8 protein-coding genes are annotated in these 13,878 nt (G+C 48.6%); 5 read left to right on the forward strand and 3 right to left on the reverse strand.

Going from position 1 to position 13,878, the window contains the following annotated elements; all coding sequences use genetic code 11:
* Positions 1 to 85 precede the first annotated feature (85 nt).
* Together CUS_RS01375 and CUS_RS18405 are read left to right on the forward strand one after the other, a co-directional pair.
* Positions 86 to 3,637 (forward strand): leucine-rich repeat protein, encoded by a 3,552-nt coding sequence (locus CUS_RS01375; RefSeq protein ID WP_002847083.1) that lies wholly within the window; start codon positions 86 to 88, stop codon positions 3,635 to 3,637.
* A gap of 278 nt (positions 3,638 to 3,915) precedes the next feature.
* Positions 3,916 to 6,207, forward strand: a complete 2,292-nt coding sequence (locus CUS_RS18405; protein WP_002846972.1) for a dockerin type I repeat-containing protein — start codon at positions 3,916 to 3,918, stop codon at positions 6,205 to 6,207.
* 154 nt (positions 6,208 to 6,361) lie between these two features.
* On the opposite strand, the gene CUS_RS01385 is transcribed toward CUS_RS18405, so the two are convergent.
* The 3 genes from CUS_RS01385 to spoVG form a co-directional block, all read right to left on the reverse strand.
* The gene (locus CUS_RS01385; RefSeq protein WP_002847082.1) at positions 6,362 to 8,131 is read right to left on the reverse strand and encodes an ABC transporter ATP-binding protein; all 1,770 of its coding nucleotides are present in this window, start codon (positions 8,129 to 8,131) and stop codon (positions 6,362 to 6,364) included.
* On the reverse strand, positions 8,131 to 9,909 hold the full coding sequence (locus CUS_RS01390; RefSeq protein WP_002846951.1) for an ABC transporter ATP-binding protein: 1,779 nt from the start codon (positions 9,907 to 9,909) through the stop codon (positions 8,131 to 8,133). The genes CUS_RS01385 and CUS_RS01390 overlap by 1 nt, the downstream gene beginning before the upstream one ends.
* A 421-nt stretch (positions 9,910 to 10,330) precedes the next feature.
* Complete coding sequence (spoVG, locus tag CUS_RS01395) at positions 10,331 to 10,606, reverse strand: septation regulator SpoVG (RefSeq protein WP_002847114.1); 276 nt, start codon at positions 10,604 to 10,606, stop codon at positions 10,331 to 10,333.
* Positions 10,607 to 10,849: 243 nt separating this feature from the next.
* On the opposite strand from spoVG, the gene murC reads away from it, so the two are divergent.
* From murC to CUS_RS01410, 3 genes are read left to right on the forward strand one after another with little or no spacing between them, the layout of a single operon-like run.
* Positions 10,850 to 12,283: a UDP-N-acetylmuramate--L-alanine ligase gene (murC, locus tag CUS_RS01400; RefSeq protein ID WP_002847140.1), complete on the forward strand. Its 1,434-nt coding sequence runs from the start codon at positions 10,850 to 10,852 to the stop codon at positions 12,281 to 12,283.
* Between the two features lie 12 nt (positions 12,284 to 12,295).
* Entirely contained in the window at positions 12,296 to 12,880 is a 585-nt protein-coding gene (lexA, locus tag CUS_RS01405) for a transcriptional repressor LexA (protein WP_002847041.1), read from the forward strand.
* Positions 12,881 to 12,914: 34 nt separating this feature from the next.
* Positions 12,915 to 13,700 (forward strand): zinc ribbon domain-containing protein, encoded by a 786-nt coding sequence (locus tag CUS_RS01410; RefSeq protein WP_002846959.1) that lies wholly within the window; start codon positions 12,915 to 12,917, stop codon positions 13,698 to 13,700.
* Positions 13,701 to 13,878 lie beyond the last annotated feature (178 nt).

Genomic DNA, 13,878 nt, shown 5'->3' on the forward strand with positions numbered 1-13,878 from the left:
ATAATTACTCTGTACAGTTATAACCGTTTATAGGGAACGGTATTGACTAAAAATAACGAACAAGATCTCTAAGGAGGAAAAACAAATGAAAAAGAAGATCATGGCGAGTGTTGCCGCACTGCTGATGACAGCTTCCTGCGTACCTGCAAATACGGTATTCAACTTCTCGCCCGCAGCTACGATCACTGCATCTGCTGCTACCAAAGAAACCATCGACGATGTTGTTGTTTCCATCGAGAACGACGGCACCATCACACTGACACCAAAGAACCTTTTCACATATCTGGGTCTTAACGAAAGTGCTACAGACCTGAGGATAGATATGAGCGGGCTGAGAGATCAGCTGACAAGTCTGGCAGGCAATCTGGGCGGCAGAAAGATAGTACTGAACGCAGGTTCCGAAAAGGCGCTCAGAACTTACCCCAACCTTTCGCACATCTACTTTGAGGACGACCTCGTTACTGCGGTAGGCAGCAACTTCGCATCAAGCTGCCCTCATCTTCAGACCGTTTCGCTGGGCTCGACCATCACTGAGATAGGCAGCGGCGCATTCAGCGGCTGCTCCATACTTCAGGGTACCAATGAAACAACAATGGATATCTCCAACATCGTCACCATAGGCGACAACGCTTTCTCAAGCTGCAAGGAGATAAACTCCTACACTATGGGCAATTCGCTGGAAAGCATCGGCAAGAACGCTTTCAGCGGCAACATCACACTGGTAAATGTTGACCTGCCCGCATCTGTATCCACTATAAACGACAATGCGTTCTCAGGCTGTACTTCGCTGGAAACTGTAGAGTTCGAGTCAAATGACGGGCTGACACTGCTGGGCAACTCTGCTTTTGTTAACTGCGAAAAGCTGGTAAGAGTTTCGGTAAAGGGTCTTAACTACAACACCCTGCCCGCAGGAAATATGACACTTAAGATCGGCACAAACGGCATGTTCAACAACTGTAAGTCACTGCAGAACTTCACATGGCCGGATCTCGGTGCATGGATACCTGCAAACTGCTTCAGCGGCTGTTCTTCGCTGACCACTTTCAACTTCGGTTCAAGCCCTGCAAATTCCCACTGCGAGAACATCATGTCAGGCGCATTCTTAAACTGCGTTTCACTGGTATCTGTTGAACTGCCTGATGCCAACGACAAGATAGGCAGCAGCGCGTTCGCAGGATGCAGCAAGCTGGAGAAAGTCGTAGTTTCCGATACTCTTGAAGAGGTCGGCACTGCCGCATTCAAGAACGACATCGTGCTCTCGCTGTACCCAAGGTCTGATACAGCTAAGTTGAAGAACAAGGTAGTTCTGCCCTCGACATGGACCGAACTTGCCTCTGAAACTTTCCGCAACTGCGTAGGTCTGACCCATGCAGACATCAGCCCTCTTACCAAAATGGGCGAGTACACTTTTGAGAACGACTATTCTCTGCTGGATATCACTGTACCTGATGCGATAACCGCTATACCGAAATACACTTTCCAGAAGTGTACTTCACTTAAAGATGTAGTGGTTTCCAAAGATCTGGGTACTATCTATGACTACGCATTCAACGAGTGTACCGCACTTGAAACACTGACACCTTCCAACACAAGCAAGCTGGCGTACACATTCCAGTTCCCTGCTTCGCTCGGCGGCGTACAGCAGTGCGGTTTCCAGAAGTGCTCTGCATTCAAGTACATAAACTTTACCGATGACTCGCAGTTCGCCGTTGTGGGCAAGAACTCTTTCAGCGACTGCACAAACCTGCTGGGTTCAAACGTAGGCGGCAACGCAAACAACACCATATCTATGCCGAAGGGCGTTAAGGTAATACAGAACAGTGCATTCAAGAACGACACATCACTTGATAAGATAACATTCCTCGGTGAAGTTACCACCGTTGATACATCTGCTTTTGAGAAGTGTACCAACCTTGAAGAAGTTATCATGAACGACACCATCACTCAGGTGGGTTCTTCCGCATTCAAGGGATGCACATCGCTCAAGCACATGCCTACCACTCCTTCGGGCAAGACTGCATTCTCAAACATCACCATAATCCAGAGCTCTACTTTTGAAGAATGCTCGGCACTGGAAGATGCTTTCATACCACGCAACGTTGCACAGATAGGTTCAAACGCTTTCCACAAGTGTACTTCTATGAAAGCAGTCAAGTGGGAAGACAATTCCTCGCTCTCCGAGATAGGTTCAAGCGCATTTGCTAACTGCACCGCACTTGAAAGATTTTCTTCTACAGACAGCGGCGATGTTACAACATTCCCCGGCAGCCTGCTGAGGATAAAGTCCAGCGCATTCGCGGAGGACGCACTCAAGAATGTCGTTATAGGCACACCCGATGACGGTTCTGCCATATTCATCGACTCAAATGCCTTCTACAAGAACAAGGTACTCGAAACTGCTGATTTCTCGTCTTCAAACATAATCGAGATACCTGAAAGCTGTTTCAGCGAGTGTGTGACACTTAAGACCTGCTACCTGCCTAAGGACACTCTGGTAAAGCTGGGCAAGAGCGCATTCAACAACTGCTACTACCTGCACACACTTGGCGCTAAGGACGCTGATGACGGCGAATACACCATTCCTGAGAGCCTGACTCTCATCGGCAGCACTGTTTTCAAGAACAACTACTGCATGCAGACCATCAACTTCCCTGCATCTGCTACATCTCTCGACCTCTCGATGTTCAACATCTACATCAAGGAGGAAGAAGTGACTGAAAAGGGTTACACACCTCTGGCAGCTATAAATGTTGATGAGAACAACCCCAACTACAAGAGCGTTGACGGTATCCTCTACAACAAGGATATGTCCGAACTGCTGGCAAGACCTGTACGCAAGCAGGGCGACAGCTATACTCTGCCCGACAGCGTTACCACCATGTCTTCTTACTCCTGCGCAGCAAACATATTCCTTAAGAACGCAATACTGACAGACAATGTAAAGAAGATAGAGGACAATACTTTCCACGACTGCCACCACCTTGAATATGTTGATTTCGGTACCAACGGCACAGTTGAACTGGGCAAGAATGTCTTCAACAGTTCCAACGGCAAGATAACACTCTACGGCACAGAGGGTTCTACTGCACAGGCATACGCTGAAAACAACAAGAGCTATGTCATCTTCGTTGACAACTCTAAGGTCGCAGCAGCACTCAGCTTCCAGAACGACAGCGGTATCGACCTCAAAAACAAGGTGACCATCGCCAAGAAGATAGGCAGCTACCAGCTGGTTTGCAAGCAGACCACCGCTGACGGCAGTGAAGCGGCTGACACTCTTAAGTGGTCGGTAGATAAGCCTGAGATAGCTACCATCAACAACGACGGCAAGCTGTCTATAAAGGATATGGGTACTGTAGTAGTAACTGTACGCAATGCAAACGGCACTGCTACCAACTCCATCACCATCGTCATCAACGAAACAGGCATCTCCGATGATATCGGTATGATGGGCGATGTAAACGGCGACGGCAAGGTAAATGTTACCGATGTTTCAAAGGTTGCGGCTCACGTTAAGGGCATCAAAAAGCTCGATGCAAACTTCGCAGCTGCGGCTGATGTAAACTTAGACGGCAAGGTAAACGTAACTGATGTTTCCAAGATAGCCGCTCAGGTAAAGGGCATCAAGAAACTCTGATAACAGTTTATTACAGCTGAACAGATGATATCCATAAACGGGACGACATTTAACGGTCGCCCCGTTTTTTTGCATGTGAACGTTTACAGGGTATAAGAATTTTCTCTTTCTGTACAAATTTGATATATTCCTCAAAGCCAATAAATATTTAATGAAAATTGCTAAAAACTCTTGACATTTAAGTATTAATGATGTATAATGATGCTATCGGAATTTGGGTGTGATACTAAATTCTGAACGCGATATGGATACGGAATTTTTAAAGGAGGAATTTTGAAATGAGATTTAAGAAATTTTTCGCCGGCATGACAGCAGCTGCTCTGGCAGCAAGCATGATGGTAGTACTGCCTGTATCGGCAGCAGATGCCGCTGATCTTAAGATGGGCGATACTCTTCTCAAGGAGGACGGCTCACCTGTTATAGCTAAGGCTGCTTTCGCATCAGGCGACTGGGGCGCTCAGGACTGGTCTTCTTCTATAGAAGTTAAGAGAGGTACAAACACACTGCGCATAACCCCTAAGGACAACGAAGGCAACGGTGTTGAGGTAAAGGGCAAGGGCGCTTCTGTATTCTGCATCGATATGGAGGGTATCTACGAGCAGTACCCCAATATGAACATAAGCGTTTCAAAGGTAACTCTGGTCACCAAGAAATATAAGGATGACGGCACCCTCGATACTAAGGAGGACGGCACCCCTAAGGTAAAGAACACCGTACTTAAGGCTCCTAACCTCGAAAAGCCCGAAAAGGACGCTGCTACTACACTCGATTATGCAAAGATCGTTACAGGCGACCCTGAGGGCAAGGGCAACTGGAGGATCGAACTTTACAACTCCTTCGGTTCAACTAAGGAAGATGGCGTTAATCCTTTCAAGGGCATCGAGAACATGGAGTATGACTATATAGATGTAACTTTCAGCGTATGGGACGACACCACTCTCGAAAAGAATGTTTACAGCGACTTCGTTATAGATGCTTCTGCTGAGTATTTTGACGGCTACTATGAGGCTCCCGCTTCTGAGGACTCAAAGGCAAGGGCTTACAGGAACTTCATCTATCTCTGCGGTGAGTTTGAAGATGTCAACAAGCCCTCAAAGGATCTCAACTGCTGGGATCTCTCCACCGTAACAGGCGTTACTTTCTTCATCAAGGGCAATGAAGAACTGCTGGCTAAGCGCGACTGGTCGGGCTTCGGCATCGGCTTCTCCTGCGATTCAGCTAACTGGTATCAGGTAGAGTCCACCAACATGACTTATCAGCTGGACGATGCAGGCAACTACACCGACGCTGACGGCGACGGCTATGCTGATCTCATCAAGCCCGGTTCTCTGGTAAAGGTCAAGGACGGTCTGTATGCTATAACCGTTGTAAAGCAGCCCGGTGACTACGGCGCAAATGATACTCTGCCCGGTTTCTTCGCTGATACAGATACCAACGCAAGGATCTGGCTGAACGACTGGAACAACGACGAGAGCGGTGAGGCTGTATTCCAGCTTGACCACGTTGTACTGAACCCCTCACCTGAGAATGTTTACTTACAGGATAAGATAAAGGTCGCTGACGGAACTCACGAAAAGCAGACCTATACCGCTCCCAAGTGGGACGACTTCAACACTGCGGCTGAGCCTTCCGAACCTTCCGAGCCTTCCGATGACCAGCCTACCGACGGCGAAACACTGATCGGTGATGTAAACGGTGACGGCAAGATAAACGTTACCGACGTTTCTAAGGCTGCTGCTCACGTTAAGGGCGTTAAGGCGCTGACTACTGACAAACAGAAGGAAGCTGCTGACGCTAACTTCGATACCAAGATCAACGTTACCGATGTTTCCAAGATAGCTGCTCACGTTAAGGGCATCAAGAAGCTGGATGCTAAGCCTGCTGACGAACCTCAGGATCCCGATAACGATCCTACTTCTGCTGAGGTAGAGAACCTGCCTTACGACGCATTCCTGATGTTCACCAACTCTTCATGGGGCTGGGGCAACTGGAACGGTCACAGCACATCTGCGGCTGACAAGGGCGCTTACGGCGTTGATGCTATACTCAACGGCGACGGCGAGTACACTGTTTCCATCACCCCTGAGTCGCTGGAAACTCCCGACCCTGCTGTTGAGGCTGATGCTGAACTGGGTATACACGATGCAGGCATCTACCGCGATGAAGCAACAGGCGAGATAATCCCCAGTGAGGGCGCTACAGTATTCTGCGTTGACATCACAGGTATCTGCGACGGCACAATGACATGGGACGGCGAAGCTACCAAGAAGGGCACTCAGAAGAAGTTCACCGATGCTGACCCCACCACTGATATCATGGGCAAGGGCAGATACACAGGTCAGGAATTGACTGTTAAGGTAACTTCCATCAAGGCTGACGGCGTTGAGCTTGACTTTGATGAGTCCAAGTTCGTTTATGGCAACATCGAGGACAACAATAACCGCTACAGAATTGAGATCTACAACGAGTACGGCAGCACTAAGGACGATCCCGGCATCGACTTTGCTAACCTCAAGTTCAGCAAGGAACTGTCTGTTACCTTCACTATCGAGGGTCTGACAAAGGGTTAATACCTGCGATACTGCTGACACAAGCTGAATAATGAAGCCTCTGCATCTTCGGGTGCGGAGGCTTTTTATATGCGAAAAACACCGCCTCAGCGCAAGCCGAAGCGGTGTTGTGTTATTGAGGTATTTGCCGTATGCAGGGAGTACGGCGGAATGGTCATGCTGACTGTGCAGTGTACAGCTTGTAATAAGCGCCGCGCTTTTCCATCAGTTCATCGTGACTACCGCTTTCGAGAATGCCTTTCTCGTCAATATACATTATGCGGTCGCAGTTGCGTATGGTCGAGAGCCTGTGGGCAATTATGAAAGATGTCCTGCCCTTTAGCAGGCGGTTTATTCCCTGCTGTAAGAGGGCTTCTGTTTTAGCATCAATGGAGGAAGTCGCTTCGTCAAGCACCAGTATCTTCGGGTCGCTCAGCAGAGTCCTTGCAAAGCTGATAAGCTGTTTCTCGCCGCCCGACAGCTTACTGCCGCGCTCGTTGACTTCGGTATCGTAGCCCTGTTCCATCTGCCTGATAAATTCATCTGCGCAGACAGTCTTTGCCGCCGCACGTACCTCTTCATCGGTAGCGTCCAGCTTGCTGTAACGAATGTTGTCGAGTATCGTGCCGCTGAAAATGAAGCTGTCCTGAAGCATTATGCCCATCTGACTTCTCAGCGACTTCAGCGTTACATCTGATATAGGCACGCCGTCAACAGTTATGCGCCCATGTTCGATATCGTAAAAGCGCGATATCAGCGAAACTATGGTGGATTTGCCTGCACCTGTCGGTCCTACCAGCGCAACGCTCTCCCCTGCCTTGACATCAAAGGAGATATGTTCCAGCACGTTGATACCCTTTTCGTAGCCGAAAGTAACGTCCTCAAAGCTGACCTGACCTGTTATCTCGCCCAGTTCCTCTGCGCCCTCTTTATCGGTGATGGTCACAGGTTCGTCCAGCGTTTCAAAGATACGTTCGAGGTAAGCTATGTTGTTGATGAAGTTGTTCATTATGTTTGAGATGTTCATTATAGGCTGCCAGAAACGGCTCGCATAGCCTGTCATAGCCGCCAGCACACCCAGCGATACCGCGCCCTGCGGCATCACCAGCAGACCTATCACGAACAGTGCCGCCCTTATCAGCGTTGAGATGTTATCGGTGGCAGGCCACACAAGGTTCGAGAACTTTACCGCCCGCATCCACGCCTTGCGGTACTTGCCGTTCAGCTGGTCGTATATCTCGGCGTTCTCTTCCTCGCGGGTGAACACCTGCGTTATCCTTGCGCCAACGATATTCTCCTGCAAATAGGCGTTCATGTTCGAGGACTTGTTTGAAACATCCTGCCATGCGCGGCGCTGTTGTTTCTTTATGGCGAACATCACCAGCATGAATATCGGCAGACCCGACAGTGCCACCAGTGTCAGCTTAGGGCTTACCATCAGCATGAACACCAGTATGAACACCATGTTCAGTATCTCCATGACGAAGTTTATTATGCCGTTTGAAAGCATATCCGACACCGAGTTCACGTAGTTTATGACACGTATCAGTATCTTGCCGTGAGGTCTGTCATCGTAATAGGTGAAAGGCAGTTTTTGCAGGTGTGCGAAGAGGTCTTCGCGTATATCGAAGATTATGTTCTGCCCCACGACGGTCATTATCCTGCCGCGTATGTTGCCGAGTATCGTAGCCGCCAGATTGAACCCCAGCAGACCGAAGCCCAGCAGCATCAGTTCTTTCACGTTCTTTTCGGGAATGGTCTTGTCCAGCGCCCGCTGTGTCAGCAGAGGTCCCACCAGCCCGAAAACTGCCGCCGCCATGCTAAGCACCAGCGAAAGCACCATCTTGCCCTGATACTTCTTTATGTACACGTAGGAACGCTTAAGGTGCGTAAAGTCGAAGGGCGCTTCAAGCTGTTCGTCCTCATCGTATTTATTTCTTGCCATTATGCCCCCACCCCGCTTTCAGCCTTGCAGTTTATGCCGCTTTGAAGTTCGTATATCTGTTTGTAGTAGCCTTCGCGCCTTATCAGTTCATCATGTGTGCCCATGTCGGCTATTTTGCCGTCTTGCAGAATGATTATCTTATCCGCGTTCTTTGAGGAAGATATCCTCTGGGCGATGATTATTTTAGTGCATTCAAAATCAAGACCGCCGCCAAGACTCTGCTGTATGTAATGCTCGGTTTCCATATCCACTGCCGAAGTGGTATCATCGAGTATCAGCACTTTCGGCTTGATGGCTATTGCCCTTGCCAGCGATATCCTCTGTTTCTGACCGCCCGAAAGACCCACGCCGCGCTCACCGACTATGGTATCGTACTTCATCGGCAGTTTCTCGATGAAATCGCTTGCCGCCGCCAGTTCAGCGCACCTGCGGACATACTCCTCTTCCAGTTCGCTGTCGCCGTAGGCTATGTTGGAGTCGATAGTATCCGAGTACAGCAGAACGTCCTGTGTGGCTATGCCTATACTGCTTCTCAGCGTGTGAAGTTTGTGCATGCGCACATTCAGACCGTCAACCAGCACTTCGCCCTTGTCGCAGTCGAAAAATCTGGGTATAAGGTTTATCAGCGAAGTCTTGCCGCTTCCCGTTTCGCCCATGATGACCACAGTTTCACCCGGCTTGATGTGGAAGCTGATATTATCAAGTATCTTCTTGTCACCGATGGAGAATGTAACATTTTTAAACTCCACCTCGCCCCTCAGCTTTTCTTCGGTGTCCTCAGCGTCCACGCGGTCAACTATGCGGGGCGCTTCATAGTATATCTCGATGACCTTGCTTGCCGATGCCATAAAGCGGTGGAAGTCATTGACATAGTTGCCCATGTTCCTCATGGGGTTGCTGACCGCCCAGAGAAGTCCCGAAATAGCCACATACTGACCCATAGTGAGGTGCTGCTGTATCATGAAATATCCGCCGCACAGCAGCAGTATCACACTGAGCGCACCTGCCGCAACATCGATTATCGGGTGATATTTCAGCCACACCATAGCCGCCTTTATGTTTGAAGAGCGGTATTCTTCATCGCGCATGCGGAATTTCTCTATCTCGTAGTCCTCTTTTGCGAACGCCTTTACCACGCGGTTGCCTGAGATATTTTCCTGCGCCGCAGTGTTCAGCGCCGATGAAGTTTCCCTGACCTTGCGGTAAGCAGGTCCCGCATGGCGCGAGAACAGCCTTGTCACGAAGAAAATGACAGGAGTCATCGCCAGTATGCACAGCGCAGTGCGCCAGTCGATGGTGAAAAAGTATATCATGCTCGCCAGAAACAGCGCTATGCTCTCGACACAGCCCTTTATTACCCAAGATACCATGTGCCGCACCATGTCGAGGTCACCTGTCAGCCTTGTCATAAGGTCGCCTGTGCGGTAGCGGTCGTAGAAATCCATATCCTGATTTTCTATCTTGCGGAAAAGGTGAGTCCTTATCTTGTAGACCATGCCCTGCGATGCCTTCTCATAGTACATGTTGCAGGCATACTGCATGCAGGTACGCAGAAAAGTGAAGCCTATCATGCCTGCTATCAGCCATATCAGCAGATCACGATGATCTCGCAGATTAGCCGCCGCGTTCTCGTTCGAGATGAATGTATCTATTATCCTTGACTGGAAATAGGGTGCTGTTATGTAAAGTCCGTTGCAGGCTATCGAAAGCACCAGTGCCGCTATGTATGCCGCGCGGCTCTCTTTCATGTTAACCCACAGCCATTTCAGCTGGAACATATTCTTCCTCCTTTACGATAATACCGTTTGTATCATGTTATTCAGCTGTCTTTCGGGCACACCGCTTATAGCGATACGACTTTTTAAATTCACAGTATAAGGTCGCAGTTCCTTTGGTATATGGGTCTTGTGACCAGATCTTGTCTGAATTTTAAGGAATATCGCTATTATCCCCCATACGGTGGGATACTCCCCTGAAATACTATCAATGCCTGTTATATACAGCGATGTGTCCGACAGCCGAGATTTGAAATCCTATTAATTATAGCACAAGTGATTATTATTTGAATAGTAAAAACTATACTTTTCTTAACAAATCCCATTATTAAAAGAATGGTAACGTTTTCGCAAAGCAAAGAAGCATCAGTCTTTCAGCCGAGCCGCTGTCTGACTGACTTTCGGGGCGATATACGCTTTCTATTTACTGCACTTTACCGCGCCTGAGCTGTTCCTCCATAAATGCGTCAAGCACCTGCGTTTCTATCTTCTCACGCGCAGATGGTGTGATAGGGTGTACGATATCGCGAAAAACGCCGTTTTCATCGCGTCTGCTGGGCATGGCAACGAACAGCCTGTGTTCGCCCTGCACTATTTTAATATCATGCACTGCGAACACATCATCAAAAGTCACGCTGACTATCCCACGCAAACGCCCATGTTCAAGTACTTTCCTTATCTTTACGCCTGTTATCTCCATAAATTTTCCCTCTTCTCTGTCTGTCCGTAAAGTCGGCAGGACAAGCGGGCAGTCATACTGAGTTTACGCTGACCGCCTGCCCCGCTCACACTACGGGCGGGCAGATGATTTTTGTCTGCAAAAATATTTTTGCCGCAAAATCGAAAAAATATTCTGAAAAGGTCTTTATTTTTCTGAAAAAATGTAGTATAATAAAATAGAATAAGTATTTTGATATCAACATGAAGAGAGGAGAGCATCTCAATGAGTTCTGTTCTTACAGAAGAGGTTCTTGATAAAATAAAACGTGTACATTTTATAGGTATCGGCGGTTCGGGCATGTACCCGCTGGCGCAGATATTCCATTCAAAGGGATACGAGATAACGGGTTCTGACAACAATGAAACAGAAACGCTCGATGCTGTGCGCAAGATGGGCATAAAGGTATTCTTAGGACAGAAGGCTGAGAATATCGAGGGCGCTGAACTTATCATATACACAGCCGCTATAATGGCTGATAATCCCGAACTTATCGCCGCAAAAGCAAGCGATGCCATAGTCTGTGAGCGTGCGGAGATACTGGGTGTCATAACAGGCTGGTACTCAAATGCACTGTGCGTCTGCGGCACTCACGGCAAGACCACCACTTCCTCGATGCTGACTGAGATATTTGTCGATGCGGGCGAGGATATAAGCTGTGTCATCGGCGGTAAACTGCCGAGTATAGGCGGTTCGGGCAGAGCGGGCAAGTCCGATAGCATGGTGTGTGAAGCCTGCGAGTATCAGGATCATTTCCTGAAACTTTTCCCTGATGTGGCTATAATACTCAATGTTGATGCAGACCATCTGGAATATTTCAAGAATATCGAAAATATCATAAAGAGTTTTCATACATTTGCTGATATGGCGACAAAAGCTGTCATATTCAACGGCGATGATGCCAACACCCGCAAATCGCTGGAGGGCATTTCGGGCAAGGAACTTATCAGTTTCGGCTGGGACAGAAAGAATGACTATTCTGCCGAGATAATAAGCAAGCAGGGGCTTGTGACAAAGTTCAGGGTGTTCTTTAAGGGCGAACCTGCCGCCGAGATGGAGATAAATGTTCCCGGTGACCACAATGTGGTGAATGCTCTTGCCGCCATAGCCGCCGCAAGGTATTCGGGTCTTAGCTTTGAGGACGCGGCAAAAGGTCTTGCCGCTTTTCACGGCGCTATAAGACGCTTCCAGCTGATAGACAAGGTGGGCGGCATAACGATAGTCGATGACTATGCGCATCACCCCGCTGAGATAGCTGTTACGCTCAAAGCCGCTAAGGGGCTGGACTTCAACAGAGTGTGGGCAGTTTTCCAGCCTTTCACCTATTCGCGCACAGAGATACTGATGGACGATTTCGCACGAGCGCTGGAAATAGCTGATATCTCGGTCATCACCGATATCATGGGCAGCCGCGAAAAGAACGAACACGGCATCTATACCGAGATGCTGGGCGCTAAAACAAAGAACGCAGTATGGTTCAACACTCCGCATCATGTGGTCGATAAGCAGACCGCTGAACAGAAGGAAAAGAATTTCGATGAATGTATCGACTATATCATAAAAAACAAACAGCAGGGCGATATCGTCATCACCTTAGGATGCGGCGATGTTTACAAACTTGCAAAGAAACTGGCAAAAAGGCTGAATTCCGCCGATTAAGGAGGGATACCAATGAAAGTCACCGAGAACGAGCGCAAGGTCTTTGAATTTATCAAATCGAGGGTCGAAGAGGGTTATCCTCCGACGGTGCGCGAGGTGTGCAACTATTTCGGGTTCAAATCCACATCGACCGCACACAGGTACATCAAAAGCCTGACTGACAAGGGCTTTCTTGAAAAGGGCGATAACCAGAACCGCGCCATCAGGCTGGTGGGCGGCAGCGGCATGCTTATACCGCTGGTAGGCACTGTTACAGCAGGCACACCCATAACCGCTATCGAGTATGTCAGCGAATATATCAGCTTTCAGCCTGCAAGGAATTACAGTTCTCCCCTGTTCGCGCTTAAAGTCAGGGGCGAGTCGATGATAAATGCGGCTATACTTGACGGAGATTTGGTAGTTGTCGAACAGACACCCGTTGCATCAAACGGCGAGATAGTCGTGGCTATGGTAGACGGTCAGGACGCTACGGTGAAGACTTTTTACAAAGAGGACGGACATTTCAGGCTGCAGCCCGAAAATGACCACATGGAACCCATAATCGTTGACAGCGTGGATATCCTCGGAAAAGTCGTTGGCGTTATCAGATATATCTGACCCTGCTGCAAAGGAAAGGTAAGGTAGTATATAAATGAATATAAAATGCAGATTTTGCGGCGCAAGCGTTGAGAGCACAGCAAAAATTTGCCCCGGCTGCGGCAAAGTCATGCCCGCTTACAGAGGTTCTGAACTGAAAAATCAGAGCAGTTTCACAAATGCAAACAATAATGACGGTCTGACAGGCAGCCGTATACGCACACAGACTCCTTATGCCGCCAACCGTTCGGGCAGACAGATGGACAAACTCGACCCGAATTACGGCACAGCAAAGGCAAGGCGGGAACATCTGCCAGAAAACTACGACCCCAGAAAAGACAGAAACAAGCAGCCGTTCCAGACAGTTGCAGGCAGCGGCAAGCAGAAAAACCGCAGTCTGGTAGGTCACGGACTCGCATCTGTTATAAAGTTCGTCATCATCATAGCGATAGGTCTGGTGCTTTACGCGGTGGGCAGAGTTTTCATAACTTCACACTCAAACTACGATTTCAAGCTGGATAAAGACATCAAGCTGGAAAGCAAGAGTTACAGTGAGGCTTTCGACAACTATTTCGAGAAGACCAAATGGTGGTTCGACTTCAGCACCAACAAGGTCACTTTCACAGGCACTACCGCTGACGGTGAAGAGTATGAGATGGTCTTCGGCAGAGCGCCTGACGGTCAGACAGCTGTCACCAAACTTTACATAGACGGCGAAAAGATAATGAACGAAGATAACAATATCATGAACAATTATATACTCGGCACTTTCATGGCAGAAGGCGAGATAAAACACGCATCTGCACTGGGCAAGGGCGCTGAGAATGTCAATGACCAGTAAATCTATAAGAATGAGCCGCAGCATTGGACGCTGCGGCTTTTTTATTTCTCTGCGGGCATCTGTCGGGCAGCCGTTTTTTCAACATCGATGACCGCAAAAAGTTGAAAACTTCGCCCCGCAGCGGCAGCTTTTTGACTTATATCGCCCTAAAGGGCTTGAAATCGGGAGAAAAATATGC

The sequence above is a fragment of the Hominimerdicola alba 8 genome (genome assembly GCF_000178155.2).
GTDB classification, from domain to species: domain Bacteria; phylum Bacillota; class Clostridia; order Oscillospirales; family Ruminococcaceae; genus Hominimerdicola; species Hominimerdicola alba_C.